The organism is Homoserinibacter gongjuensis (assembly GCF_030161875.1).
Taxonomy (GTDB): Bacteria; Actinomycetota; Actinomycetes; order Actinomycetales; family Microbacteriaceae; genus Homoserinibacter; species Homoserinibacter gongjuensis.
The window spans coordinates 1,687,612-1,711,995 of the sequence record NZ_BSVA01000001.1; the positions used below are offsets into that span (position 1 = coordinate 1,687,612).

Below are 24,384 nucleotides of genomic sequence, written 5' to 3' on the forward strand. Positions count from 1 at the left end.
CGCGTTGCCGGGGTGACGGCGGTTTCGAGACGCGTATCGCCTGAGGCGATGCGCTCCTCAACCACCTGACAGGGTCACCGGCTGGAAAACAACCGCTGGTTCTGCTGCTCGATCTCGGCGTACTGCTGGCCGGCCTGCGCGAGCGCGGTGCCGATGGTGGCGAGGTTGTCTTCCACCCGCTGCTGCGTGGCGCGCCATTCGGCGACGAGGCCACGGAAGGCGCTGGCGGCACCGCCCGTCCACGAGCTCTGCAGCTGCTCGAGCTGGGCGTGGAGGGCGCTGACCTCACCCTGGATGCGCCCGACGGTCTGCCGGGCGGCCGCCGCGTGTGCGAGGACGGCTTCGCTGTCTACCTGGAATGTGCTCATGCCGCCACGCTAGGAGCGCGGCGTGGTCCGCGTGGCGGGCGCATCGGCATCCGGGGACGACTCGAGCGTTTCGGCGGTGTGCAGGAGCGGAATGCTCACCCGAAACGTGGCGCCGCCGCCTGGGGTCTCCAGCACCTCGACGTGGCCGTCGTGCTTGGCCACGATGCCCGCGACGATCGCGAGGCCGAGACCCGATCCGCCCGTCTCGCGCGTGCGCGAGGTGTCGGCCCGCCAGAAGCGCTGGAAGATCTTCTCCCGCAGTTGCGGGGGATGCCCTCGCCGTGGTCGACGATCGAGATCACCCCGTAGCTCCCCGAGCGGTCGACACCGACCTCGAGTTCGATGGGGCTGTCATCCGGTGTGAACCGCATGGCGTTGCCGATGAGGTTCGTCATCACCTGCCGCAGCTTGTCTTCGTCGCCGCGCACGATGGGCCCGACCTTGGGCAGCGGGGTCGCGCTCGAGATCGTGGTGGCGGCCGTCGTCTCGATCGTCGCGGGGCGGCGGCGGCGCAGTCGGGCGAGCGCCGAGCCCGCGAAGGCGATGGGCCCGGTCGCGGTCGTCGACGGGGGCGTGGTCGGGCGGCCTGCGGCGACCGGCGCCACCGGTTCGGGCTCCGCCTCGCCCGCCTCAGGCGCCTGCTCGGGCTCGATGAGTTCGGGCACCACGACCGTGATCCGGCGGTTCGGTGCCGACGCGGAGGCGTCGAGGGCGGCATCCTGCGCGATCGGCAGCAGGTCGACGGGCTCGTGCACGACCGTGCGGGGCTCGTCGAGGCGCGCGAGCTCGAGCAGGTCCTCGACGAGGCCGCCCATCCGGATGGCCTCGCGCTCGATGCGGTCCATCGCCTGGGCCACGTCATCCGGCTTCTGCAGGGCACCCATCCGGTACAGCTCGGCGTAGCCGCGCAGCGACACGAGCGGCGTCCGTAGCTCGTGGCTCGCATCCCCCACGAAGCGGCGCATCTGCTCGACGGCGCGTTGACGGTCGGCGAGGGCGAGGTCGATGCGCGCGAGCATGGCGTTGAGCGAGCGGTTGAGACGGCCGACCTCGGTGTTCGGGGTCGCCCCGCCGAGGCGCTGGTTGTAGTCGCCGGCGGCGAAGCGGGCAGCTGTGCGCTCCACGTCGCGCAACGGCGTGAAGGTGCTCGTGACGAGCAGCTGGGTCACGGCGGCGCCGAGCAGCACGACGGCGATCGCGAACAGGAAGAAGATGAGGCCGTAGCGGGTGATGGTCGCGTCGATGTCGGTGATGTCCATGCCCGCCACGAGCGTCACGAAGCTGCCGTCGGTGCGGGGCGACAGGCTCGTCATGACGTGCCACTGCACCTTGCCGGTCTCGTCGACGACCTCCGTGATGCGGCCATCGTGCAGGTACGTCCACGACAGCGTCATGTTCGAGAGGTCGGGCTGCGGATAGCTCCGCGGCACGTTCGTGCACAGCTCGTCGCCGCTCGAATCGACCAGCGCGACCAGGTAGCCGTTGGGCTGGTAGCGCACCGTGCATTCGGCGAGCTGCGCGCCATCCATGCCCTGCACCTGCTGGAACCACGCCGTGACGGTCGCGTCGCGCTGCTCGAGCAGGTAGGTGCGCAGCACGGTCATGGTGCCCATGCCGGCCACCGCGAGCCCGAAGGTGAGCAGCAGCACCGTGACGCCCGTGATCTTGGTGCGCAGCGAGATGCCGTTCCACCACCGGTCGAACGACGCGTGCAGCTTCGCCATCAGCTGCTCCGCATCCGCTGCCCCCGCTGCAGGGGCGTCACGCCTTCGCGGTCTTGAGCATGTAGCCGAAGCCGCGCTTGGTCTGGATCATCGGCTCGGCCGAGTGCTGGTCGATCTTGCGGCGCAGGTAGGAGATGTAGCTCTCGACGATGCCCGCGTCGCCGTTGAAGTCGTACTCCCACACGTGGTCGAGGATCTGCGCCTTCGACAGCACCCGGTTGGGGTTGAGCATGAGGTAGCGCAGCAGCTTGAACTCGGTGGGGGAGAGCTCGACGGGCACGTCGCCCACGGTCACCTCGTGGGTGTCCTGATCCATCGTGAGCTCGCCGGCGCGGATGATGGCGTCTTCTTCGTCTTGCATCGTGCGGCGCAGGATCGCCTTGATGCGCGCGACGATCTCGTCGAGCGAGAAGGGCTTGGTGACGTAGTCGTCGCCGCCGACGGTGAGACCGGTGATCTTGTCTTCCGTATCGTCTTTCGCGGTGAGGAACAGGATGGGCGCCGTGTAGCCGGATGCGCGCAGGCGCTTGGTGACGCCGAAGCCGTTCATATCGGGCAGCATGACGTCGAGGATGATGAGGTCGGGCTCCTCGTCGAGCACGGCCGAGATGGCCTGCGCGCCGTTACCGACCGCGCGCACGGCGAAACCGGCGAATCGCAGGCTCGTGGTGAGCAGGTCGCGGATGTTGGGCTCGTCATCGACGATGAGGATCTTGGGTCCGTCGCTCATTCAGCCATTATCTGCATGTTCGCTGTATGCGCGCTGGATCGTTATCGGATCGCATCCTGCGTGCGGGTGATCCGCACGCAGCATCCGTCGTCGAGCGGGGTGACGGCCTCGACCATCTCGGGGTCGGCGCCGGCGCCTTCGGCGATGCCGCGCAGCAGAGCCGCGTTCGCGTGGCAGACGAGCTCGGTGTGCGCGGAGGCGAGCCGATGGAACGGGCAGTTGGCGAGCGCGATGCCCCCGGCCTCGTCGGCGCGCGGCTGGTACCCGCCCTCCTCGAGGGCGGCATCGAGCGACCCCGCTTGCGCCCCCAGTCGACGCCCGGTCGCCGTCGCGACGCTCGCGAGCGCCTCGCGCACCGGCAACTGGGACCGGTCGGCCTCGTCGATCGCCGAGGCGAGCAGTTCGCTCGCGAGCTCGTACTGGCGCGGGGGATCGATACCTGCACATCTCCCGGTGCGCGGCGGTACAGCTTGGCCGGCCGGCCGGACCCCGGTCCGGTGCGTCCGCTCAGCCGTCGGTACTCGGTCACGAGCAGCCCCTGCTCGACGAGCCGGTCGAGGTGGAACGCCACGGTGCTGCGCGAGATCCCGAGGTGCTCAGCCGCGTCGTCGCGCCCGACGGGTTCGCTCTGTCGGCTCACGAAGTCGTAGAGGGCCGCCCGCTGGGGGTCGTCGACGGCGGCGACCGCGGCGATCTGCTCACGACGGGAAGAGCCCATGTCGGCATCCTATCTCTAAAAATGCGAATCTTGACAAAAGAAATCCGGCGGTCCTAGAGTCCAGGCATACCGACCCCGGAGAGGACGATCGCCATGACCACCACACACACATCCGAGCACACCCGGACCTGGCTGCGCGATCCGGCATCACAGGCGTTCGTGCTGCTGCGCACCGTGTTCACCGTCGCGCCCATCCTGTTCGGCGTCGACAAGTTCCTGAACCTGCTCGTCGACTGGCCGAGCTACCTCGCGCCCATCGCGACCGACATCCTGCCCTTCGATGCGCAGCAGATCATGTACGCCGTCGGCGTCGTCGAGATCGCCGCGGGCATCGTCGTGGCGCTCGCTCCGCGCTTCGGAGCCCTGCTCGTCGCTGTCTGGCTCGCGGGCATCATCGTCAACCTGCTGCTGGTTCCGGGCTACTTCGATGTCGCCCTGCGCGACTTCGGGCTGCTCGTGGGGGCACTCGCGCTGCAGCGGCTCGCGACCGCCCATCACCGCGGCCAGCTCGTCGCACGGAGCTGACGCGGCATGGGGGCGCATGACGGAATCGTCATCGTGGGGGCAGGGCTCGCCGCCGCCTCGGCGGCAGCCGAGCTGCGGGCGCAGGGATACGAGGGCGGCATCCGGATGCTCGGCCGTGAGGCCCACCCGCCGTACCTGCGCCCGCCGCTCTCGAAGGGGTACCTGAGCGGGGAGGAGGGGCTCGATGGCGTGTTGCTCCACACGGAGGACTGGTATCGCGACAACGCCATCGAGCTCCGCACCGAGACGCAGGTATTCGCCGTCGACGTGCAGGAGCGCGAGGTGACGTTGCGCGGCGGCGAGACGCTGCCCTACGCGACCCTGCTGCTCGCGACGGGATCGGCGCCTCGCCAGCTTCCGATCGACGGTGCCGAACTGCGCGGAGTGCACTATCTGCGCACGCTGGATGACTCGCGTCGCCTCCGCGAGCAGCTCGCCCGCGGGGGCGGCGTCTCGTGCTCATCGGCTCCGGCTGGATCGGCATGGAGGTCGGCGCGACGGCGCGCGGCCTCGGCAACGAGGTGACGATCCTCGAGCGCGACGCGGTGCCGCTCGCGAACGCGATCGGCGAGACCCTGGGAGGGATGTTCGCGAGGCTGCACCGCCAGAAGGGCGTCACCATCCGCGCGGGGGCGCTCGTCGACCGCATCGTCGGTGACGCCGGGGGTGTGCGCGCCGTCGAGCTCGTCGGCGGTGAGCAGGTGCCCGCGGATCTCGTGGTCATCGGCGTGGGCGCGGTGCCGAACGTCGGACTCGCGGAGTCGGCGGGACTGCTCGCCGACGACGGGGTGCTCGTGGACGAGCGGATGCGCACGAGCGATCCGCACGTCTTCGCGGCGGGCGACATCGCATCCGCGGTGCACCCGCTCGTGCGCAAGAGGCTGCGCAGCGAGCACTGGGCCAATGCGAAGCGCGGGGGAAGGCTGCCGCGCGTGGGATGCTCGGCGTCGAGGGCGACTACCGCGACGTGCCGTACTTCTACACCGACCAGTTCGAGCTGGGCATGGAGTACACCGGCTTCGCGCCGTTCACCGTCGGTGCGGAGATCGTGTATCGCGGTCGCCCCGAGGACGGCAGCTTCATCGCGTTCTGGCTGCGAGACGACCGCGTCGTCGCGGGCATGAACGTCAACCTGTGGGATGTCGCTGACGACATCGCCGAGCTCGTGCGCGGCGGCGCCGCGGGGCGTCGGATCGATCGCGCACGGCTCGTCGACGTCGACGTGCCGCTCGGGGAGGTCTGATGGCCGCCGCGGGCAGCCGGGCAGGCCGCGCCCCCGGGCACGGGCCTAGCATCGGGAACATGGCCGATCACATCCTCATCGTCGGAGCGGGACTCGCCGGAGCGGGCGCCGCCGTGGAGTTGCGCGAGCGGGGCTTCGACGGCGACATCGAACTCATCGGCGCCGAGGCCCACGCGCCCTACATCCGTCCGCCGCTGTCGAAGGGCTATCTCGCGGGCACCGACGAACGCGCGTCGTTCGAGGTGAAGCCCGCGGGCTGGTACGCCGAGCACGGCATCCGCTTCGTGCCGGACGCGACCGTGACAGCGCTCGACACCGCGGCACGCAGCGTCACGCTCGCGAGCGGCGACACGCTCGGCTACGACAAGCTCCTGCTCGCGACGGGCTCGACGCCGCGCCCGCTGCCGGTGCCCGGCGGCGAGCTCGCGGGAGTGCACCTGCTGCGCACCGTCGACCAGGCGGATGCGCTGCATGCGGCGCTCGCGGATGGGGGCCGGCGCGTCGTGCTGATCGGCTCCGGCTGGATCGGCATGGAGGTGGCCGCGACGGCGCGCACGCTCGGCAACGAGGTGACGGTGCTCATGCGCGGCGCGGTGCCGCTGCACTCCCAGCTCGGCCCCGAGCTCGGGGCCGACTTCGCGCGTCTGCACATCGAGAACGGTGTCGTGCTGCGCGCCGACGTCAGCGCGAGCGAGGTCGTCGGCGTGGGGGCGCGGTGACGGGCGTGCGCCTCGAGGGTGGCGAGCTCGTGCCGGCGGATGTCGTGGTCGCGGCGGTGGGGGCGTCGCCGGTGACCGAGTTGGCGGCATCCGCGGGCCTCGCGACGGGCGACGGTGTGCACGTGGATGCGCGACTGCGCACCTCGGACGCCGCGGTCTGGGCCGCGGGCGACATCGCGGCGATCGCGCATCCCGTGTTGGAGGCCGCGGGGTTGCCCGCCCGCATCCGCAGCGAGCACTGGGCCAACGCCGAGAAGACCGGCCCCGCGGCCGCCCGTTCGATGCTCGGCGACGACACCGCCTACGACGCGATCCCGTACTTCTACACCGACCAGTTCGATCTGGGCATGGAGTACACCGGGTTCGCGCACCTCACGCGGGATGCCGAGGTCGTCATCCGCGGCGACCGTGCGGCGCGCGAGTTCATCGCGTTCTGGGTCCGCGAGGGCGCGTGCTCGCGGGCATGAACGTCAACGTCTGGGATGTCGCGGATCAGGTGGAGCGGCTCGTTCGGGCGGGCTTCGCCGGGCATGTGGTCGACCCCGTGCGGCTCGCCGACCCCGGCGTGGCCCTCGACGAGCTCTGATTCCGGGATGCCTGCCCGCGGCTCAGCAGTCGGGCTTGCCGTCGGTGAGGCGGCAGAAGTCGAGGGTCCAGCTGTAGTCGAGGGTGTGGAGTTCGCCCGGCCCGTCATCCTGGCAGCTGAACGAGCCCTCGACCTGGAAGTGCCGCACCGAGGGGTCGCCGATGTCGGCGATCGAGGGCAGCTTGCCACCCGTGATCATCGGGGTGCCGTAACAGACCTCGTACTGCGAGGCCACGATCGGCTCGTTCGGCTGCACCGGGTCGCCACAGTGCTTCCACAGCTGACCGCCGACGGGCTGGCCCGCCGCGAAGAGCGTACGCGGCTCGGGGATCGTCACCTGCAGCGTCGAGTCGTAGTCGCGCACGCCGCAGTCCTGCGCCGGCTCGGCGTCGTCGTCGCCCGTGCCGCCGGCGCCCACGCCGTTGCAGGCGGCCGAGTCGGTGACGTGGTCGGGTATCGGCGCCGTGCCGGGGAGGCGACCGACTTCTCGACCGTGTAGTGCACCGGCATCGAGAACATGCCGACGCCGCTCTGAGCGACCTCGCGCATCGTGAACTCATCCTCGCCGCGCGGCACGAAGACGAAAGCCTGATCGCCCAGGTTGCCCACGTCGTTGCTGATGAGCAGCGCCGTCACCTCGACCGGGTCGGCCGTGAGGGTGCCCTTCTCACGCGTCGACCGATTCTTGCCGGGGATGTCACTGCAGGCCCAATCGATGTTGTAGGCGCTGCGTCCCTCGAGCGTCCCGATCGCGGTCACCTCGAAGTCGGCGTCGAGCTTCCAGTCGCGCACGGCGATCTCGCCGTAGGTGGTGATGTTCTTACCGCGCGAGATGAGCTCCGGCAGCAGGCTCACCCCGAAGTTCTCAGAGAAGTCGGCGGCATCCCAGGGAATCGAGCCGAGGTCGTTCAGCAGGTCGCTGCCCTTGAGGTCGTTGCGCGCGTGCACGCCCACGGTGAGATCGTCGGGAACGGCCTGCTTCGGAACGGGCTCGGCCTGAGCCGCGCCGGAGAGCTGGAAGGTCACCTTGCCGTCGCCGTCGGTCTCGGCCGAGTTGACGGTCGTGCTGCCCGTGCCGCCACCCACGAGCACCTCGTCGATGTCGTCGGAGAAGAGCTCGACGTCGATGCCGGACGGGGCACCCGCCTGGCTGCCGGGGATCTCGATGCCCGTCGGCGCCAGGAACAGGTTGAGGCACTCGCGCACCTTCTCCCACTTCTGCCCGTCAAAGCCGTAGGTGATGTGCAGATCGCGCACCTCGCCCGGATGCGTGTCCTTGGTGCGCACGAGCGGTGCGTTGTCGAGGAGTACGTCGCCGTGATGGCGGCGAACTTCGCGATGAGGCTTGCATACGCCGAGAAGGTGCGAGCCGTCGACACCCACTCGCCCGCGCTCGTCATGATGCCCGACTTCGCGAGATACTTGAGGCCCTCGTCGAAGATGAACTTCGCGTGCGACTTCATGAACTGGTTGAGGATCTGCTGGCCCCATGGGCTGCCGCTCAACTCACACGGGCGCTTGTCTGCAGCGCGCGAGCCGGACGAGCGCACGCTCGCCAGCTGGACGCCGGCGGATGCCGCATCGTGCGTGTACGCGACGGTTACGGCATCCGGATCCAGCTCGAACCCGGTGACGACCGCTTCCGCCGCGAGACGGCGCAGCAGCAGTTCCACCTGCGCGAAGTCGAGGAAGACCTGGTCGGCCGCGACGAGCCCGTGCTCGTCGGTGAGGCCGGGGCCGACGGCCCAGAAGACCTCCCAGAAACCGTGGTCGGGGATGCCCTGAAGCTCGTCGTAGAGCTGTTGCGTGAGCTCGGCGTCGCCCAGGTCGAACGCGGCGTCGAGCACGTGGGCGAGGTCGGTGAGCATGAAGCCGTCGCGGTCGGCGGCGAGCGCCGCATGCGTGCGCAGCTCGGCGTCGCTGAGCGGCCAGCCGGAACCCGTGACGCCGTCGAGCGCGACCGGGGTGCCGTCTGGGCCGTCGACGGCGATACCGGCGACCACGAGCAGCGACTCCCAGGCGGCGACGGCGTCCTTGCCGCCCTTCGCCGCGGTGGCGGCGAGCTCGCCGACGGCCTTCTGGTGGGCCTCGGCGACTGCCTGTTGCTTCTGGTACGCCGTGGAGTACGCGTCGAGCCCCGCCTTGTAGGCGGCCATCGCCGTGCTGTCGGTCACATCGGCCGGGCGGTGGGGCAGCGCAGGCAGTTCTGCGGCGGGGGCAGCGGGGCCGGCGGCGGCAGCTCTCCCATGTAGAGGTTCGTGTCGGCGGAGGTTCCGGAGGCGCCGGCGGTCTGCGGCGAGATGCAGGCCGTGAGGAGCAGCGCGACCGCGACCGCGAGTGCGGCGGCATGGGTCGCTCGATTCGAGAGGAGCTTCAGCATGATCGGGTCTGAGTCCGGTGCGGCGTCGGTGCCGGCGCGGAAACTCTCGGAGGCTAGTCCTCCTCAGGACGTGCGTCAAGGTTTTCGGGGGCTTGTCGGGACGGGCTCTAGCATCGAGAGCGTGACCGCTTCCTCGCTCGTGCGCCGCATCGGGGCCCGCGAGTTCGACTTCTCGCGTCGCGTGGCGGTCATGGCGATCGTCAACCGCACGCCCGATTCGTTCCACGACAAGGGCGCCACATTCGCGCTCGATCGCGCGGTCGAGGCGTCGCTCGCGGCCGTCGCCGACGGCGCCGACTGGGTCGACGTGGGCGGCGTGCCGTTCGGCCGCGGCCCGGTCGTGGAGCTCGCCGAGGAACTCGAGCGCATCGTGCCGGTCGTCGAGGCGATCCGTGCGGCGAGCGACGTCGTGATCTCGATCGACACCTTCAACGCCCGCGTGGCCGAGGCCGCTCTCGCGGCGGGGGCGGATGTCGTCAACGACACCTCCGGGCTGTGGGACCCGGACATGGCGGGCGTGGTGGCCGCAGCGGGCGGCACCATCGTGCTGACGCACTCGCTCACCCCGCCCCGCACGCCGCATCCCTCGCCGCAGTACGACGACGTCGTGAACACGGTCGTCGCGCACCTGGGCGAGCGCATCGAGAGGGCGCTCGCGGCGGGCGTGCCGTTCGAGAAGCTCATCGTCGACCCCGGTCACGACCTCAACAAGAACACGCTGCACTCGCTCGAGCTCACGCGTCGGCTGGGCGAGCTCGCGGCGCTCGGGGCACCCGTGCTCGTGGCGCTCTCGAACAAGGACTTCATCGGCGAGACCCTCGATCGCCCGCAGTACGAGCGCCTCGAGGGCTCGCTCGCCGCGGCCGTCGTGTCGATCATGAACGGCGCACGGATCGTGCGGGTGCACGATGTGAAAGCCACGGTCGCGGCCGTGCGCATGACGGAGGCGATTCTCGGATGGCGGGAGCCGGCGTGGCTGAAGCACAACATGTAGCGATCGACCGGGTGTGGCCCGACGCCGCATCCGATCTCGACGACGACGCGCTCGTCGCGGTGCTGCGCGAGCCCGTGCTGCGCGTCAACTTCGTCTCGTCGGTCGACGGCGCTGCCACCCGCGACGGCCTTTCGGGCGGGCTCGGCGACGCCGCCGACCGTCGCTTCTTCGAGCTGCTGCGGCGGGTGGCGGATGTCGTGCTCGTCGGGGCGGGCACGGTGCGCGCCGAGGGCTACGGCCCGATGCGGGTGTCGGATGCCTCGGTCGCCTGGCGCGAGGCGCACGGCTTGACCCCGCATCCGGTGTTCGCGATCGTGTCGGGTTCGCTCGACCTCGACCCTGCCTCGCGCATCTTCACCGAGGCGCCGATCCGTCCGATCGTCGTGACGACACCGGGGCGAGACGTCGCGCCGTTCGCCGAGATCGCGGATGTCGTGGAGACCGGCGTGGGCGAACGGATCGATGCCGCCGCCGCGACCGAGGCGCTGCGAGCGCGGGGCCTCGCCCACATCCTGTGCGAGGGCGGACCGCACCTCTTCGGCTCGCTGCTCGCCGCCGACGTCGTGGACGAGCTCTGCGTCACGCTCGAGCCGAGCCTCGAGGCGGGGGAGTCGCGCCGGATTGCGGCCGGCATCCTGCCCGCGCCGCGCGAGCTCGAGCTCGTGCACGTGCTGCGCTCGGGCTCGACGCTGCTGCTGCGCTACGCACGAGACGCGTAGCGCAGCAGCACGCGTCACACGTCGCGGCTCTTGATGAGCGCCGCGCCACCGGCGAGCGCGAGCACCACCCAGCCGAGCAGGGCCAGGGTGGCCTGGCCCGGGTCGAGTGCGATGACCTCGCTGCCGGGCATGCCGCCGCCGAGGAACGGCGAGTACATCGTCGATCCGAGGCTTGAGGGCAGGAACGCCCCCACGTTGAACGCCCAGGTGGCCCGCAGCAGGCCGCCGATCACCTGGAAGATCGTCGGAACCACGAGCAGCAGGCCGAGCACGGCGGCGATCGAGCCGGCGGAATTGCGCAGCATCGTGCCGACACCGGTGGAGAACACCGCGACGAGCGCCGGGTAGAGGGCGCCCAGCACGACGCTCAGCCACACGCGGGTGTCGCCGGCGTCGGTCGGGATGTCGAATGCGCTCAGCACGACCCCGCTGAGGGCGGTGCCGATCACGAGTGCCGCGAGCGTTACGCCGAAGACGGCGCCGCCGATCACGAGGGACTTCGCGAACAGGGTCGACAGGCGCCGCGGAGCGGCGGCCATCGTCGAGCGGATCATGCCCGTGCCGTACTCTCCCGTGATCACCAGGCAGCCGAGCACGGCGGCCGCGAGCACGCTGAAGCCGATCGGGATCGTCACCACCGTCATCCACATGGAGTACACGTCGTCGGGGCCGGCGCTCGTCACGCCCGCGGCACCGAGTGCGAGTGCGATGAGCGGCGGCAGACCCGCCGCGACGATGGCGAGCACGCCGAGGCACCACCACGTGGAGCGCAGGGTCACGAGTTTGACCCATTCGGAGCGGACGATGCCGACGCCGCTCAGGCGCGTGCCGGCGAGCGCGTCGGGGGCCTGCGTGGTCGCGGTCATGCCGCACCTCCTGCGTGATATTCGACCTCGTCTTGGGTGAGGGCGAGGTAGGCGTCTTCCAGCGAGCCGGCGACGGGCGTCAGCTCGTGCAGCACGATGCCGTCGCGCGCGGCGAGCTCGCCGATGCGCTCGGTGGGGATGCCGACGACGGTGAGCCCCGTGGCATCCGGCGTCGCGGTGCCGTTCTCGGCAGCGATGGCCGCGGCGAGCCGGTCGGCGTGGGGGCTGCGCACCCGCACCGCGCCCTGCCCGGTCGCCGAGGCGACGATCTGCGCGACCGGGGCATCCGCGATCACCCGACCGCGGCCGAGCACGATGATGTGGTCGGCGGTCTGCGCCATCTCGCTCATGAGGTGGCTGGAGAGGAACACGGTGCGCCCCTCGGAGGCCAGATGGCGCGCGAGCTTGCGCACCCAGATCACGCCCTCCGGGTCGAGACCGTTGACGGGCTCGTCGAGGATGAGCGTGGCCGGGTCGCCCAGCAGCGCCGCGGCGATGCCGAGGCGCTGGCCCATGCCGAGCGAGAAGCCCTTGACGCGCTTGCCGGCGACGGCGTCGAGGCCGGTGAGCCCGATCACCTCGTCCACGCGGCGCAGCGGGATGCCGTGCGTGGCCGCGAGCGCGCGCAGGTGCCCGCGGGCGCTGCGCCCGGGGTGCACGGCCTTGGCATCCAGTAGTACCCCGACCTCGCGCAGCGGAGCGGGGAGGGCGGCGTACGGGGCGCCGTTGATGGTGACCGCGCCGCTGGTCGGGCGGTCGAGCCCGACGATCATGCGCATCGTGGTGGACTTGCCGGCGCCGTTGGGCCCCAGGAATCCGGTCACGATGCCGGGGCGGACGGTGAAGGTGGCGTCGTCGACGGCGGTCTTGGCGCCGTAGCGTTTGGTCAGTCGGGTGGCTTCGATCATCGAGTCGTCCTCATGCCATCGACCCTACGGGGCACGGGCGACCGCGGTCTATCGGGGCAGCCCCCGGATGCGTGGCAGGTCAGCAGTCGCCGGGGCCGGCACCGCGTAGGGTTGCATCGATGTCGTCGGCAATCCACCCCTCGGTAAGGTCCCCAGCATCCGGGACGCCGTCGAGGCCGCGCTCGATGAGGCGATCGCATCGGGCGAGCTGGAGCCGGGGATGCTCGTCACGGCGCCGAACCTGGCGGGTCGTTTCGGGGTGTCCGCGACGCCCGTACGCGAGGCGATGATCAATCTCGAGCGTCGGGGGCTCGTCGAGTCGGTGCCGCAGAAGGGCTTCCGGGTGCTCGGCATGGGCAGTGCCGAGGTGCAGGAGCTCCTGCAGATCCGCAGCTGGCTGGAGGCACCGGCGATGGCGTTGGTCGCGCGCACCGCGTCGCGCGACCAACTCGAGGATGCGGTCGCTCGCCGATGAGACGGTGTCGGCCGCTCGGGAGAGCGACCTCGCGCACTTCGTCGCCGTCGACAACGCCTTCCACCTGGGGCTCACGGCGCTCACCGGCAGTCCGCGGCTGGTCGAGCTCATCGCCGAATTGCGCGGCCGGATGCGCCTTGTCGGATTGTCGGGCATGTCGGGGACCGACGAACTGGTCACCTCGGCCGAGGACCATCATGTGCTGCTCGACCTGCTTCTCGCGGGCGACGCCGAGGGGCGGAACTGTTCACCCGCAGGCACATCGGTGACGTCGTCGGCTGGTGGTCGGCCCGAAGCCCGAGCTGAGATGACGATGCGCCGCCCCGGAATCGGAGCGGCGCATCGCGTGCACGGATCAGCCGAGCGCTGCGCGGGTTTCGTCGAGCAGAGCTGCGGAAGCATCCTCCGGGCTCATCCGATCGAACAGCACTTCGGCGGTGTAGCGGCGCATGTTCTCCTGGAACGACGCTCCACCGGCGGGGGCGAGCGGCGTCGCCACCACCTCGTCCGAGATCTCGGCGACGAAGTCGACGACCTTCGCGTCATCGGCGCTCAGCAGGGGTAGCAGCGCGTCGCGCACTTCGCTGTTGGCGGGGGAGCCACGGCCCACGAGTAGCAGCTTTCCGGCCTCCGGCGAGTTGGCGAGGAAGTCGATCAGCAGCTGAGCCTCCTCGGGATGCTCGGTCCGCGCCGACGCCGACCAGTACTGCGAGGCGACGAACGACATCTTCTGATCTCCCGCCTTGCCGCTCGTGGTGGGGTACCTCAGCAGTTCGAGGCCCGACTTCGAGATCTGCTCGAGCGAGGAGCTGGTTGGACGCCCAGAAGCCCATCGCGTAGCGGTTGAGGGCGGTTCCGGTCTGTTCGAGCCCAAGGGGATCTGCTCGATCGCCTCGTCGGCGCTCGGGGCCGCGCCGCTGGCCACCAGCTCCTTGGCGAAGGCGTAGAAGCCCGCGACCGTCTTCTCATCGGTGCCGAGCTGGCCGTCGGCGGTGAACAGGTCGCCGCCGTGCTGGCGCGCCCACATCGCGATCTGGTTGGAGTCGCTGCCAAGCGACTGCGTGCCGAAGATGCCGTCGGGGGTGCTCGCGGAGATCTGCTGGGCGATCTGCGCGTACTCCTCCCATGTCCAGCTCTCGTCGTCGGGCATCGGCACGCCCGCCTGCTCGAAGATCGTCGGGTTGGCGACGATCGCGAACGTCGCGATGCCGGTGGGAACCCCGAGCTGCTCGCCGTCGAAGTTCACGACGCTCGTGGTGGCGGGATCGAGCAGATCGGTGGAGACATTGGCCAGGTCCAGCAGCGCGCCGCGGGTGCCGTACTCGACGACGAAGTCGCCGGTGAGCTGCTGCACATCGGGTGCGTCGTTCGCGGCGACCTGGGTGGAGAGCCGGTCGAAGTAGCCGTCGAACGGCAGCGACTCGGTCTCGACGGTGATGTTGGGATGCGCGTCCTCGAACGCGTCGACGGCGGCGCGGGTGACGGCGGCGCGGTCATCCGAGCCCCACCACACCAGGCGCAGGGTGACCTTCTCATCCGCGTCGTCACCGCCCGTCGGGGCGCAGGCGGACAGCAGCAGGCCGGCGGTCGCGGCGACGGCGAGGAACGCGGTCGCGGCCCGTCGTTGTGGGGTAGTCACGGCAAATCTCCTTTGATCGGGGATCGGCCCGGCGATCCGGGCCGCAAGGGTTCCCGCTTCGCGGCGGATTCTCGCAGTACCATTTCACTGTGAGTTGCGGGCAAGACTAGCGGGACCAACCCTGGAGCACAAGGCGCGAAGAATCGGGAGACTACTTCCGTTACGGGTTTGGCATCTGCCTGAGTAAAATGTTACCGTGTGGCGAACCGGCTGCGGATGCGATGCTGCAGCCCGAGCCGGCGGATCGGAAGGAGAACGGGATGAGCGTCCTCGGCGAACTGCGCCGACTGCGCGCCGGACGCGCCGGACGCGCTGCGCCACGGCGGCGCGAGACCGCGATCGGGTATCTGTTCTTGACGCCCTGGCTGCTCGGCGTGGTCGTGATCACCGCTGTGCCGATGCTCGCCTCGCTGTACCTGGCGTTCACGGACTACGACCTCATCAGGCCCCCGGAGTGGGTCGGGCTCGACAACGTCGTCGCGATGCTGAACGACGCGCGGCTGGCGAACTCGCTGCGCGTGACCTTCACCTACGTGCTGGTCTCGGTGCCGCTCCTGCTGGCGTTCGCGCTCCTGGTCGCGGTGCTGCTGGATCGGAAGCTGCGCGGCCTCTCGTTCTACCGCTCGATCTTCTATCTGCCCTCGCTGCTGGGCTCCTCGGTGGCGATCGCGATCCTGTGGCGGCAGATGTTCGGCCGCGACGGCCTTATCAACCAGGTCCTCGCATGGTTCGGCGTCCAGGGGCCGAGCTGGATCTCCAACCCCGACACGGCGCTCGGCACGATCATCCTGCTGCACGTGTGGACCTTCGGCACGCCGATGCTGATCTTCCTGGCGGGCCTGCGGCAGATCCCGGTCATGTACTACGAGGCGGCGCAGGTGGACGGAGCGAGCGCCTTCCAGCGCTTCACGCGGATCACGCTGCCGCTGCTGAGCCCGATCATCTTCTTCAACCTCGTGCTCCAGATCATCGGCGCCTTCCAGTCCTTCACCCAGGCCTACGTCGTCTCCGGAGGATCGGGCGGCCCCGCCGATTCGACCATGTTCTACACGATGTACCTCTATCAGCGCGGGTTCGCCCAGCTCGACATGGGGTACGCATCGGCGCTCGCCTGGGTGCTGGTGCTCATCATCGGCGCCTTCACCGCCGTCAACTTCATCGCCTCGAGATTCTGGGTCTTCTATGACGACTGACATCGCACCCGTGAGGCGCACGCGCCTCCTGCGCACACCCGCCGCCGGCATCGTGCGGCACGTGCTCCTGATCGCGGCGAGCATCGTCATGATCTATCCGCTGCTGTGGATGCTCGCCTCCTCCTTCCGGCCGAACGACGAGATCTTCAGCAACCCGGGGATCATCCCCGAGGGGCTCGACGCGACCAACTACCTCGAGGGCTGGAACTCGCTCGCCCATCCGTTCGGGCGGTACCTGATGAACTCCGCGATCGTGGTGCTCGGCTGTGTGCTCGGCAACCTGCTGTCGTGCTCGCTGACCGCCTACGCCTTCGCGCGCATCAACTTCCGGTTCCGCGCGCCGCTCTTCGCCGTCATGCTCGTGACGATCATGATCCCGGTGCATGTGATCGTCGTGCCGCAGTACATCATGTTCAACCAGCTCGGATGGGTGAACACCTTCGTGCCGCTCGTGCTGCCCAAGTTCCTGGCCACCGATGCGTTCTTCATCTTCCTGATGGTGCAGTTCATCCGCTCGATCCCGCGCGAGCTCGACGAGGCCGCGCGCGTCGACGGGCTCGGCCATATCGGGATCTTCTTCCGGATCATCCTGCCGCTCATGCTGCCGGCACTCGCCGCGACCGCCATCTTCACCTTCATCAACAGCTGGAACGAGTTCTTCACGGCGCTCATCTACCTGACCTCGCCCGACATGATGACGGTGCCCGTCGCGCTTCGCTCGTTCCTCGACGTGACCGCCGGATCGTCGTACGGGCCCATGTTCGCCATGTCGATCGTCTCGCTGCTGCCGGTGTTCTTCATCTTCCTGTTCGGGCAGAAGTACCTCGTGCGGGGCATCTCGACGACGGGCCTGAAATGACCGCCACCCCGCCATCCGCCCGCCACGAACCCGGGAGCCCCCGATGACCCCCACCCGCTCGCCCCGACCGGCGCGCCGCTCTTCTTCCCCGCCACGCCGTTCGACGCCGCCGATCGCGTGGATGCCGTAGCCCTCGAGGCACACATCGAGAATCGCCTGGCCTGGGAGCCGAGTGCGGTCGTCGCGGCGAGTGGTGCGGGCGAGTTCCACGCCATGTCGCAGGACGAGGTCGCCGCCGTCGCCCGTATCGCGGTCTCGGCCGTCGCGGGGCGGCATCCGGTGCTCGTCGGATGCGGTGGCCCGCTCGGCAATGCCCGTATCGTGGCGCGCGCTGCGCAGGAGGCCGGCGCCCAGGGGCTGCTGCTGATGCCTCCGTACCTGGTCGAGCCGATGCCGGGCGGCATGGCCGCCTATGTGCGTGCCGTCGCGGCGTCGAGCGAGCTGCCCATGATCGTCTACCATCGCGGACACGGGACGCTCTCGGTCGACGATGTTCGCGAGCTCGTGCACGATCCGCTCGTCGCGGGTATCAAGGACGGCGTCGGCGACCTGGCGCTGGCGCGGCGGTTCGCCGAACTCGTGCGCGAGTCGGGTCGCGAGCTCCTCCTGCTCAATGGAATGCCGACCGCGGAGGTGCATCATGCGGCGTACGCCGAGATCGGCATCGACCGCTACTCGTCCGCGGTGTTCACGATGGCGCCGGAGATCGCGATGGGCTTCCACTCTCCGTCGGAGCCGGGGATGCGCGACGCGCTGCTGCGGGAGTTCTTCGAGCCCTTCGTGCGCCTGCGCTCCGAGGCCCCGGGTCTCGCGGTCGCACTCGTGAAGACCGGACTCCGGCTGCGCGGCGAGGACGCCGGGGTGCCACGCCCTCCCCTGCGCGATGCGGAGCGGATGCGCCACCGACTGGCAGAGTTGCTCGAGCGCGGCACCGCGATCATCCGAGGAGGCACCCGGTGAGCTCGATCATCGCCACGGTCACGACGCGACGCCTGGAGGTGCCGCTCGCCCGCCCGTGGTCGCCGACCGTGCGACGCGTGGCGGTGCTCGCGGTCGACGTCACCGACAGCGAGGGACGGGTGGGCCACGGCTTCTCGTGGGTGCCGGCTATCGGCGCCGGCGCCGTGCAGTCGCTCCTCGACGAGGACATCCGCGAGTTCGCGATCGGGCAGCCGACGGATCCCGAGGCGCTCTGGCCCAAGATGTGGCGTCACCTCCACGAGGCGGGATCGGGCGGTCTCACGACGATCGCGATCGCCGGTCTCGACCTCGCCCTCTGGGATCTCGCCGCTCGCCGCTCCGAGCTCTCGATCTCGGCCCTCCTCGGAGAGCGCCGTTCCTCGGTGGAGGTGTACGCCAGTGGCATCAACTTCTATTTCGACCTGCGCGAGGTGCGCGCCCAGGCGCGGCGCTGGGAGCGGCGCGGCTACCGCGCCGTGAAGATGAAGGTCGGTCGCAGCAACGTCGCGCATGACGTGGCGCGCGTCGCCGCGGTGCGCGAGGTCATGGGGCCCGAGTGCCGGATCATGGTCGACGCCAACCAGCGCTGGAGCGTCGAGGAGGCGGTCACCGCGCTCGCGGCGCTGCGGGAGTTCGATCTGACCTGGGTCGAGGAGCCGCTGCGCGCCGACGACCTGCCCGGTCACCGACGCCTTCGCGAGGAGACCGACATCCCGATCGCCCTGGGCGAGAATCTGTACACGGCGTACCGGTTCGCCGAGTTCGTCGATGCGGGCGTCGTCGACGTGATCCAGCCCAACATCGTGCGCGTCGGAGGCATCACGCCGTTCCGGCGCATCGCGGAGCTCGCCACCGGAGGGGTCACGCTCACGCCGCACCTGCTGACCGAGCTCTCGGGCCAGCTGGCCCTGACGCTGCCCGACGACACCCTCGTCGAGGATGCGGACGGCGCCGACTTCGCCTCGCTCGGGCTGCTCGCCGGGGACTCCCCGGTGGCGATCGACGACGGTCGGCTGCACTCCACCGGCCGTCCCGGGCTCGGGCTCGAGTTCGTCGAGGAGGTCGGCGATGTCGAGTAATCCGTTCGAGGTCGGCGAGGCGACCGCGGCCGCGGCCCTCGCCGCGCCGATTATGCGCAGGTCCACCGCGGCTCAGCGCGCGCGCTGGCTCTCCACGATCGCCGACGCACTGGACGCTGCGGCCGGTGAGCTCTTGCCTCTTGCCGAGGCGGAGACGCATCTCGATGCGTCCCGCCTCGCCGGCGAGCTGGCACGCACCACGCGCCAGCTGCGCTTCTTCGGCGAGGTGATCCTCGACGGCGGCTACCTCGAGGCCGCGGTCGACCATGCGCGACCGGATGCCACCCCGCCGGCACCGGACCTCCGCCGGATGCTGGTGCCGATCGGACCGGTCGCCGTGTTCAGCGCCTCCAACTTCCCCTTCGCGTTCTCTGTCGCGGGCGGTGACACCGCCTCCGCGCTCGCGGCCGGAGCACCCGTGGTCGTGAAGGGGCACTCGGCGCATCCGCGGCTCTCACGACGCACGGCGGAGCTCGTGCGCCACGCGCTCGAGGCAGCGGGGGCGCCGTCCGGTGCCTTCGGGCACCTCACCGGTCGCGAGGCGGGAGCATCGCTCGTCACCGACCCGCACATCGCCGCCGTCGGCTTCACCGGCTCGCTCGCGGGGGACGGGCGCTGTTCGACCTCGCCGCGGGCCGTGCTGATCCGATCCCGTTCTACGGCGAGCTCGGCTCCGTCAACCCGGTCGTGATCACGGCCGAGGCGCTGCGCTCTCGGGGCGACGAGCTCGCGGCCGGCCTCGCCGGCTCATTTCAACTCGGCGCGGGCCAGTACTGCACCAAGCCGGGGATCGTCTTCGCGCCGCGCGGCGGCGGGTTCGCCGAGCGCGTCGCCCGTCACCTGGCGCCTGCGTCTCTCGCCCTGCTGAGCGACCCGATCTCGAACGGCTTCCGCGACGGTCTCGACACGCTGATCTCCCTGCCCGGGATGACCGTCCACCGCGACGCGACGGGCGGCGACGGCATCCGGCCGCTCGTGCTCGCGACGAGCATCGACCGCGTGCTCGAGAACCCGTCTGCCCATCTCGTCGAGTGCTTCGGGCCGGTGACCGTGGTGGTCGAATACGCGTCGTCGGATGATGTGACGACCGCGATCCGCGCCATCGGCGGCAGCCTCACGGCCACGCTCCACGGCGCGCCCGGCGAGGGCCTCGCGGCGCTCGCCGACGAGCTGTCGGCCATCGCCGGCCGGGTGCTGTTCGACGGCTGGCCCACAGGTGTCGCGGTCGGATGGGCGCAGCAGCACGGCGGGCCGTGGCCCTCGAGCACTGCGCCGCACACCTCGGTCGGCGCGACCGCCATCCGCCGCTTCCTCCGGCCGGTGGCATGGCAGTCGGCGCCGGATCACCTGCTGCCGCCGGAGCTGCGCGAGGCGAATCCGCTGGGCATCCCGCGCCGTGTGGACGGCGCGCTCGTGCTCGCAGACCGCGAGGGCGGTGCGTGATGGACCACGAGCTCAGCGCCTTCCGCCCGCACGCCGATGGGCAGCGGCTCGACACCGCCGCGATCCAGGAGGGCATCGACGCGGTCCACGCCGGCGGCGGAGGCACGCTGCGGATCGGCGCCGGCCGCTATCTGGTGGGCGGCATTCGGCTGCGCAGCGGCGTGACGCTGCTGCTCTCCGCGGGTGCCGTGCTCGTCGCGAGTCCACGCTACGAGGACTTCCTCGCCCACGAGGCCGCGACCGAGGTCGAAGGGGCCCGGCATGCGGTCATCTATGCGCGCGATGCGCGTGATGTCGGCGTGCGAGGTCCCGGACGGATCGTGGGCAGCGCCGACGCCTACTTCGAGACCGTCGCCGACGAGCAGGGCTACCGCCGCCCGCTGCCCCGTCGCCCGCGCGTGCTGCTGTTCGAGGGCTGCGAGCGCGTCGCGATCGAGGACGTCGTCATCGAGCAGGCGCCGATCTGGACCGTGCACCTGGTGGCCTGCCGCGATGCCTCGATCGTCGGCGTGACCATCGACAACGACCTGCGGATGGCCAACACCGACGGGATCGATATCGATGGATGCCAGCGGGTGCGGGTCGCCGACTGTCGCATCAGCTCGGCCGACGACGGCGTCTGCATCAAGACCACCCGGCGTCCGGGCGGGCTCGGCGGGCCCGCCGAGCACATCGTCGTGACGGGCTGCATCATCCGCTCCACGAGCTGCGCCGTCAAGGTGGGCACGGAGACCGTCGAGGATGTGCGGTTCGTGGTGGTGGCGGACTGTACCATCTCGGCCAATCGCGGGGTGGGCCTCATCTCGCGCGACGGCGGTGCGCTGCGCCACATCGTCGTCTCGGGCGTCACCATGGAGTGCACCCTCGCCGGCTGGGCGTACTGGGGCAAGAGCGAGCCGATCTTCATCTCGGCCGGTCGACGCGCCCCGGGCAGCAGCCCGGCGCCATCGAGCATGTGCGGTTCTCCGGCATCTCGGGCGACGCCGAGGGGCGATCACTCTGCATGCCGAGGACGACGCCGCGATCTCGGATGTGGTGCTGGAGCGCATCCGGATCGTCCAGCGCGCGTCCGCCTCGCCTCTGCAGGGCATGCGCGACCTGCGCCCGGTGCCGTCGAGCGAGACCGGTCCGGATGCGGCGCCGGGCGGCGGTACGACGGGGGTGTCGCCCTACCCGGGAGGGCTGCCCGGTGTGCACGCCCACGGCATCCGGGGGCTGCGGATCGACGACCTCGTGGTGCACCGCCCCGATCCCCTTCCCGCGGGGTGGAACCCCCGCACGATCGTCGAGACCCGATGAGCAGGATCACGATCACCGGGGCGAGCGGCGAGATCGCGAGCGCGATCCGTCCGCTGCTGCACCGGCATGACCTGCGCCTCGTCGACCTGCGTGAACCGGCGGGCGCGCTCGGATCGCACGAGGAGTTCGTGCGGGCGGATGTGACCGACGTCGACGCGATGACGGCGGTGTGCGCCGGCGCCGAGCTCGTGGTGCACCTGGGAGGGTTCCGCCAGGAGCGCGCCTTTGACGACATCCTGCGCGTCAACATCGGCGGCACGCGAACCGTGCTCGAGGGCGCCCGGCTCGCGGGTCGCCCCACGGTGCTGCTCGCGGGCTCGGTGCACGCCGTCGGATACACGACGGTCGCCACGGCGCGTGACCGTCCGGTGCCGGCTCCGCGCCCCGACTCGCTCTACGGTGTGGGGAAGGTCGCGGCCGAGGCGCTTGGCAGCCTGTACGCCGACCGCTTCGGCATGGCGGTGGTCACGGCACGGATCGCCGCCTTCCTCCCTCGGCCGGTGGATCGGCGCGGACTCTCGCTCTGGTGCTCGCCCGCGGATCTCGTCCGTCTCGTCGAGGCCTGCCTCAGAATCCGCACACCGGGCCACCGCATCGTCTGGGGCGTGTCGGCCAACAGCCGGGCGTGGGTGGATGCCGGTGCCGGTGCCGAGATCGGCTTCCGTCCGGTCGACGACGCAGAGGCCTTCGCCGACGACATCACGCTGAAGGGCGCAGCGGACGAGGATGCGGCGGCGATCGCCGCAACGCCGCTCGGCGGCGACTCGGTGCTACGAGATCGTCCTCTCGGCACCGACTGGGATCCGCGCGCGCAGTAGCGCCGCGCAGCAGGAGTCGATCCCTACGCCGCCAGCTCGTGGGCGTCGAGGATCGTGTAGCTGTAGCCCTGCTCCGCGAGGAAGCGCTGCCGGTTCTGGGCGAAATCCTGATCGACAGTGTCGCGCGCCACGAGCGTGTAGAAGTTGGCGGGGAGTCCCGATTCCTTCGGGCGCAGCAGGCGTCCGAGGCGCTGCGCCTCCTCCTGGCGCGAGCCGAACGAGCCCGACACCTGGATCGCGACGGTCGCCTCCGGCAGGTCGACCGAGAAGTTGGCCACCTTCGACACCACGAGCACCTTCGTCGTTCCGTCGCGGAACTCCTGGTAGAGCCGCTCGCGCTCGGCCACGGGCGTCGCGCCCGTGAGCTGGGGCGCGCCCAGGGCATCCGACAGCTCCTCGATCTGATCGAGGTACTGGCCGATCACGAGGATCCGCTCGCCGTCGTGCTTGGCCACCAGATCCTTCACGACCTGCAGCTTCGCGGGCGCGGTCGCCGCGAGCCGGTAGCGCTCGTCGTCGGCGGATGCGGCGTACTCGAGGCGCTCGGACTGCGGCAGGTCGATACGCACCTCGAAGCACGATGCCGGCGAGATGAAGCCCTGCGCCTCGATCTCCTTCCACGGCGCGTCGAAGCGCTTGGGGCCGATGAGGCTGAACACGTCGGACTCGCGGCCGTCTTCGCGCACGAGGGTCGCCGTGAGGCCGAGGCGCCGACGCGCCTGCAACTCTGCGGTGAGCTTGAACACGGGCGCGGGCAGCAGGTGCACCTCGTCGTAGACGATGAGGCCCCAGTCGAGCGCGTCGAGCAGGGCCAGGTGCGCGTACTCGCCCTTCCGCTTCGCCGTGAGGATCTGGTAGGTCGCGATCGTGACGGGCTTGATCTCCTTGACCTGGCCGGAGTACTCGCCGATCTCGTCGTCGGTGAGGCTCGTGCGCTTGAGCAGCTCGGCCCGCCACTGACGTGCCGACACGGTGTTGGTCACGAGGATGAGGGTGTTGGTGTCGGCCGCGGCCATGGCGCCCGCGCCGACGAGCGTCTTGCCCGCGCCGCACGGGAGTACGACGACGCCCGAGCCACCCGCGAAGAAGTTGTCGACGGCTTGCTGCTGGTAGGGGCGTAGCGCCCAGCCGTCCTCGACCAGTTCGATCTCGTGCGGGGTGCCGGGCGTGTAGCCGGCCTGGTCGTCGGCGGGCCAGCCGATCTTGAGCAGCTCCTGCTTGACCTGGCCACGCGCCCAGGGCTGCAGGGTCCACTCGGTGCTCGTGCGGCGGATGCCGAGGAACGGCGCGATCTTGGAGTTGCGGGTGATCTCGGCGAGCACCGCGGCATCCGAACCCCGGATGACGAGCTCGCCGGGCTCGTCGGCGCTCGCCTCGTCGCGCGCGATCACGAGGCGGCCGTAGCGGCCGACCGTCTCGTCGATGTCGATCTGCACCGTCTGCGGCACGGGGAACTTCGCGTAGCGTTCGAGAGTCGCGAGCATCTGCTCGGCCGTGTGGCCGGCCGCGCGGGCGTTCCACAGGCCCAGCCGCGTGATGCGGTAGGTGTGCACATGCTCGGGCGCGCGTTCCAGCTCGGCGAAGATGGCGAGCTCGTGGCGCGCCTCTTCGGCATCCGGATGCGCCACCTCGAGCAGCACGGTGCGGTCGCTCTGCACGATCAGCGGTCCGTTCATAACCGAGCAAGCTTACCCGCGGGGCGAACCCTCGTGCTGGTGCGGCGCCGGCCGCGGGGAGCGGGAGGGGATCAGTCGGCGGGGTCGACGGCGACGATGTGCGAAAGGGGAGAGTGCGTTCGATGTCGGCGCGGCGATCGCGGGCGCGGAGGCGGCCGCCCGCGAGCGCGGCGGGCTCGAGCAGGTAGGGCACCTCGGTGCCGTCCGGCATCCGCACGACGACCGTCACCTCGAGTTTCGCCTTGATCGCGAGCTCGAGCTGGCGTGCGTTCCAGGCCGCGCCGCTCTCGGCGGGCTGGTGCTCGGCGGCCTCACGGATGCGCGCCACGAGACGCACGGCCGGATCGGGTGCGGGCTCGGTCACCACGGGCCGTGGGGGCGTGCGCTGCACCGCGCGGATGACGCCATCCGGTCCCTCGAACACCGCCGGATAGCGCGCGTCGACGAGCGCCCAGTAGAGGGT

Annotated in this window: 24 protein-coding genes and 7 pseudogenes; 18 read left to right on the forward strand and 13 right to left on the reverse strand. The window is 70.5% G+C overall.

What is annotated here, in order from left to right; all coding sequences use genetic code 11:
- Window positions 1-74: 74 nt before the first annotated feature.
- The 5 genes and pseudogenes from QQK29_RS09110 to QQK29_RS18645 all read right to left on the reverse strand — a co-directional run.
- Window positions 75-368, reverse strand: coding sequence for a WXG100 family type VII secretion target (locus QQK29_RS09110; protein WP_284299669.1), 294 nt, complete (start codon window positions 366-368; stop codon window positions 75-77).
- 9 nt (window positions 369-377) lie between these two features.
- A pseudogene (locus tag QQK29_RS09120) lies at window positions 378-2,092 on the reverse strand (sensor histidine kinase).
- Window positions 2,093-2,129: 37 nt separating this feature from the next.
- Complete coding sequence (locus QQK29_RS09125) at window positions 2,130-2,822, reverse strand: response regulator transcription factor (protein WP_284299672.1); 693 nt, start codon at window positions 2,820-2,822, stop codon at window positions 2,130-2,132.
- A gap of 41 nt (window positions 2,823-2,863) precedes the next feature.
- Window positions 2,864-3,178: a helix-turn-helix domain-containing protein gene (locus QQK29_RS09130; RefSeq protein ID WP_284299674.1), complete on the reverse strand. Its 315-nt coding sequence runs from the start codon at window positions 3,176-3,178 to the stop codon at window positions 2,864-2,866.
- Between the two features lie 206 nt (window positions 3,179-3,384).
- Window positions 3,385-3,540, reverse strand: a pseudogene (locus tag QQK29_RS18645) (hypothetical protein); the annotation flags it as partial.
- Between the two features lie 93 nt (window positions 3,541-3,633).
- Here QQK29_RS18645 and QQK29_RS09135 point away from each other — a divergent pair.
- The 7 genes and pseudogenes from QQK29_RS09135 to QQK29_RS17945 all read left to right on the forward strand — a co-directional run bounded on the left by QQK29_RS09135 (window position 3,634) and on the right by QQK29_RS17945 (window position 6,613).
- On the forward strand, window positions 3,634-4,065 hold the full coding sequence (locus tag QQK29_RS09135) for a hypothetical protein (RefSeq protein WP_284299676.1): 432 nt from the start codon (window positions 3,634-3,636) through the stop codon (window positions 4,063-4,065).
- 6 nt (window positions 4,066-4,071) lie between these two features.
- Window positions 4,072-4,590, forward strand: coding sequence for an FAD-dependent oxidoreductase (locus tag QQK29_RS09140; RefSeq protein ID WP_284299678.1), 519 nt, complete (start codon window positions 4,072-4,074; stop codon window positions 4,588-4,590).
- Window positions 4,548-4,922: pseudogene (locus QQK29_RS09145) on the forward strand (FAD-dependent oxidoreductase); the annotation flags it as partial. The gene QQK29_RS09140 and the pseudogene QQK29_RS09145, both read left to right, overlap by 43 nt.
- Before the next feature lie 146 nt (window positions 4,923-5,068).
- Window positions 5,069-5,308, forward strand: coding sequence for an oxidoreductase C-terminal domain-containing protein (locus QQK29_RS09150; RefSeq protein WP_284299679.1), 240 nt, complete (start codon window positions 5,069-5,071; stop codon window positions 5,306-5,308).
- 59 nt (window positions 5,309-5,367) lie between these two features.
- A pseudogene (locus tag QQK29_RS09155) lies at window positions 5,368-6,230 on the forward strand (NAD(P)/FAD-dependent oxidoreductase); the annotation flags it as partial.
- A 144-nt stretch (window positions 6,231-6,374) separates the two neighbouring features.
- Window positions 6,375-6,494: a hypothetical protein gene (locus QQK29_RS17940; RefSeq protein WP_348533916.1), complete on the forward strand. Its 120-nt coding sequence runs from the start codon at window positions 6,375-6,377 to the stop codon at window positions 6,492-6,494.
- Window positions 6,491-6,613, forward strand: a complete 123-nt coding sequence (locus QQK29_RS17945; protein WP_348533841.1) for a hypothetical protein — start codon at window positions 6,491-6,493, stop codon at window positions 6,611-6,613. The genes QQK29_RS17940 and QQK29_RS17945 overlap by 4 nt, the downstream gene beginning before the upstream one ends.
- Before the next feature lie 22 nt (window positions 6,614-6,635).
- On the opposite strand, the gene QQK29_RS09160 is transcribed toward QQK29_RS17945, so the two are convergent.
- Genes QQK29_RS09160 through QQK29_RS09175 form a run of 4 tightly spaced genes read right to left on the reverse strand, consistent with a single transcriptional unit; the run spans window position 6,636 to window position 8,993 of the window.
- Window positions 6,636-6,977, reverse strand: a complete 342-nt coding sequence (locus tag QQK29_RS09160) for a hypothetical protein (RefSeq protein ID WP_284299681.1) — start codon at window positions 6,975-6,977, stop codon at window positions 6,636-6,638.
- A complete protein-coding gene (locus QQK29_RS09165) occupies window positions 6,947-7,699 on the reverse strand; it encodes a hypothetical protein (RefSeq protein WP_284299683.1) in 753 nt (250 codons plus the stop codon). Before QQK29_RS09165 ends, QQK29_RS09160 begins: the two co-directional genes overlap by 31 nt.
- Entirely contained in the window at window positions 7,636-8,787 is a 1,152-nt protein-coding gene (locus tag QQK29_RS09170) for a hypothetical protein (RefSeq protein ID WP_284299685.1), read from the reverse strand. The genes QQK29_RS09165 and QQK29_RS09170 overlap by 64 nt, the downstream gene beginning before the upstream one ends.
- Window positions 8,784-8,993 carry a hypothetical protein gene (locus QQK29_RS09175; protein ID WP_284299687.1) on the reverse strand — a complete coding sequence of 70 codons (210 nt, stop codon included), beginning with the start codon at window positions 8,991-8,993 and terminating at the stop codon, window positions 8,784-8,786. The genes QQK29_RS09170 and QQK29_RS09175 overlap by 4 nt, the downstream gene beginning before the upstream one ends.
- A 190-nt stretch (window positions 8,994-9,183) precedes the next feature.
- Between QQK29_RS09175 and folP the strand changes: the two genes are divergently transcribed.
- Together folP and QQK29_RS09185 are read left to right on the forward strand one after the other, a co-directional pair.
- A complete protein-coding gene (gene folP / locus QQK29_RS09180; RefSeq protein ID WP_284301937.1) occupies window positions 9,184-9,987 on the forward strand; it encodes a dihydropteroate synthase in 804 nt (267 codons plus the stop codon).
- Window positions 9,966-10,706: a pyrimidine reductase family protein gene (locus tag QQK29_RS09185; protein WP_284299689.1), complete on the forward strand. Its 741-nt coding sequence runs from the start codon at window positions 9,966-9,968 to the stop codon at window positions 10,704-10,706. The genes folP and QQK29_RS09185 overlap by 22 nt, the downstream gene beginning before the upstream one ends.
- A 14-nt stretch (window positions 10,707-10,720) precedes the next feature.
- On the opposite strand, the gene QQK29_RS09190 is transcribed toward QQK29_RS09185, so the two are convergent.
- Together QQK29_RS09190 and QQK29_RS09195 are read right to left on the reverse strand one after the other, a co-directional pair.
- Window positions 10,721-11,572, reverse strand: a complete 852-nt coding sequence (locus QQK29_RS09190; RefSeq protein WP_284299690.1) for an ABC-2 transporter permease — start codon at window positions 11,570-11,572, stop codon at window positions 10,721-10,723.
- Window positions 11,569-12,480, reverse strand: a complete 912-nt coding sequence (locus QQK29_RS09195) for an ABC transporter ATP-binding protein (RefSeq protein ID WP_284299692.1) — start codon at window positions 12,478-12,480, stop codon at window positions 11,569-11,571. The genes QQK29_RS09190 and QQK29_RS09195 overlap by 4 nt, the downstream gene beginning before the upstream one ends.
- Before the next feature lie 157 nt (window positions 12,481-12,637).
- Between QQK29_RS09195 and QQK29_RS09200 the strand changes: the two genes are divergently transcribed.
- The gene (locus QQK29_RS09200) at window positions 12,638-12,955 is read left to right on the forward strand and encodes a GntR family transcriptional regulator (protein ID WP_284301938.1); all 318 of its coding nucleotides are present in this window, start codon (window positions 12,638-12,640) and stop codon (window positions 12,953-12,955) included.
- A pseudogene (locus tag QQK29_RS18650) lies at window positions 12,936-13,133 on the forward strand (FCD domain-containing protein); the annotation flags it as partial. The gene QQK29_RS09200 and the pseudogene QQK29_RS18650, both read left to right, overlap by 20 nt.
- A 177-nt stretch (window positions 13,134-13,310) precedes the next feature.
- On the opposite strand, the gene QQK29_RS09205 reads toward QQK29_RS18650, so the two are convergent.
- Entirely contained in the window at window positions 13,311-14,594 is a 1,284-nt protein-coding gene (locus QQK29_RS09205; protein ID WP_284299694.1) for an ABC transporter substrate-binding protein, read from the reverse strand.
- A gap of 260 nt (window positions 14,595-14,854) precedes the next feature.
- On the opposite strand from QQK29_RS09205, the gene QQK29_RS09210 reads away from it, so the two are divergent.
- The 6 genes and pseudogenes from QQK29_RS09210 (at window position 14,855) to QQK29_RS09235 (ending at window position 22,245) form a co-directional block, all read left to right on the forward strand.
- A complete protein-coding gene (locus QQK29_RS09210; protein ID WP_284299696.1) occupies window positions 14,855-15,787 on the forward strand; it encodes a carbohydrate ABC transporter permease in 933 nt (310 codons plus the stop codon).
- Complete coding sequence (locus QQK29_RS09215; RefSeq protein WP_431308675.1) at window positions 15,777-16,646, forward strand: carbohydrate ABC transporter permease; 870 nt, start codon at window positions 15,777-15,779, stop codon at window positions 16,644-16,646. Before QQK29_RS09210 ends, QQK29_RS09215 begins: the two co-directional genes overlap by 11 nt.
- Window positions 16,647-16,733: 87 nt before the next feature.
- Window positions 16,734-17,606 (forward strand): annotated as a pseudogene (locus QQK29_RS09220) (5-dehydro-4-deoxyglucarate dehydratase); the annotation flags it as partial.
- Entirely contained in the window at window positions 17,603-18,685 is a 1,083-nt protein-coding gene (locus tag QQK29_RS09225) for a mandelate racemase/muconate lactonizing enzyme family protein (RefSeq protein ID WP_284299700.1), read from the forward strand. The pseudogene QQK29_RS09220 and the gene QQK29_RS09225, both read left to right, overlap by 4 nt.
- Window positions 18,675-20,128 (forward strand): annotated as a pseudogene (locus QQK29_RS09230) (aldehyde dehydrogenase (NADP(+))). The gene QQK29_RS09225 and the pseudogene QQK29_RS09230 overlap by 11 nt, the downstream one beginning before the upstream one ends.
- A complete protein-coding gene (locus QQK29_RS09235) occupies window positions 20,128-22,245 on the forward strand; it encodes an NAD-dependent epimerase/dehydratase family protein (protein ID WP_284299702.1) in 2,118 nt (705 codons plus the stop codon). The pseudogene QQK29_RS09230 and the gene QQK29_RS09235 overlap by 1 nt, the downstream one beginning before the upstream one ends.
- A gap of 23 nt (window positions 22,246-22,268) precedes the next feature.
- Here the strand turns inward: QQK29_RS09235 and QQK29_RS09240 are convergent, their stop codons facing one another.
- Complete coding sequence (locus QQK29_RS09240) at window positions 22,269-23,921, reverse strand: DNA repair helicase XPB (protein ID WP_284299704.1); 1,653 nt, start codon at window positions 23,919-23,921, stop codon at window positions 22,269-22,271.
- Between the two features lie 197 nt (window positions 23,922-24,118).
- Between QQK29_RS09240 and QQK29_RS09245 the strand changes: the two genes are divergently transcribed.
- Window positions 24,119-24,355 (forward strand): hypothetical protein, encoded by a 237-nt coding sequence (locus QQK29_RS09245; RefSeq protein WP_284299706.1) that lies wholly within the window; start codon window positions 24,119-24,121, stop codon window positions 24,353-24,355.
- Window positions 24,356-24,384 lie beyond the last annotated feature (29 nt).

Coding starts and splice junctions, on each gene's coding strand:
- QQK29_RS09190 (WP_284299690.1), bottom strand. CDS start 11,572: ATGACCGCGACCACGCAGGCCCCCGACGCGCTCGCCGGCACGCGCCTG.
- QQK29_RS17945 (WP_348533841.1), top strand. CDS start 6,491: ATGAACGTCAACGTCTGGGATGTCGCGGATCAGGTGGAGCGGCTCGTT.
- QQK29_RS09210 (WP_284299696.1), top strand. CDS start 14,855: ATGAGCGTCCTCGGCGAACTGCGCCGACTGCGCGCCGGACGCGCCGGA.
- QQK29_RS09135 (WP_284299676.1), top strand. CDS start 3,634: ATGACCACCACACACACATCCGAGCACACCCGGACCTGGCTGCGCGAT.
- QQK29_RS09195 (WP_284299692.1), bottom strand. CDS start 12,480: ATGATCGAAGCCACCCGACTGACCAAACGCTACGGCGCCAAGACCGCC.
- QQK29_RS09140 (WP_284299678.1), top strand. CDS start 4,072: ATGGGGGCGCATGACGGAATCGTCATCGTGGGGGCAGGGCTCGCCGCC.
- QQK29_RS17940 (WP_348533916.1), top strand. CDS start 6,375: ATGGAGTACACCGGGTTCGCGCACCTCACGCGGGATGCCGAGGTCGTC.
- QQK29_RS09215 (WP_431308675.1), top strand. CDS start 15,777: ATGACGACTGACATCGCACCCGTGAGGCGCACGCGCCTCCTGCGCACA.
- QQK29_RS09150 (WP_284299679.1), top strand. CDS start 5,069: ATGGAGTACACCGGCTTCGCGCCGTTCACCGTCGGTGCGGAGATCGTG.
- QQK29_RS09235 (WP_284299702.1), top strand. CDS start 20,128: ATGGACCACGAGCTCAGCGCCTTCCGCCCGCACGCCGATGGGCAGCGG.
- QQK29_RS09110 (WP_284299669.1), bottom strand. CDS start 368: ATGAGCACATTCCAGGTAGACAGCGAAGCCGTCCTCGCACACGCGGCG.
- folP (WP_284301937.1), top strand. CDS start 9,184: ATGGCGATCGTCAACCGCACGCCCGATTCGTTCCACGACAAGGGCGCC.
- QQK29_RS09125 (WP_284299672.1), bottom strand. CDS start 2,822: ATGAGCGACGGACCCAAGATCCTCATCGTCGATGACGAGCCCAACATC.
- QQK29_RS09175 (WP_284299687.1), bottom strand. CDS start 8,993: ATGCTGAAGCTCCTCTCGAATCGAGCGACCCATGCCGCCGCACTCGCG.
- QQK29_RS09240 (WP_284299704.1), bottom strand. CDS start 23,921: ATGAACGGACCGCTGATCGTGCAGAGCGACCGCACCGTGCTGCTCGAG.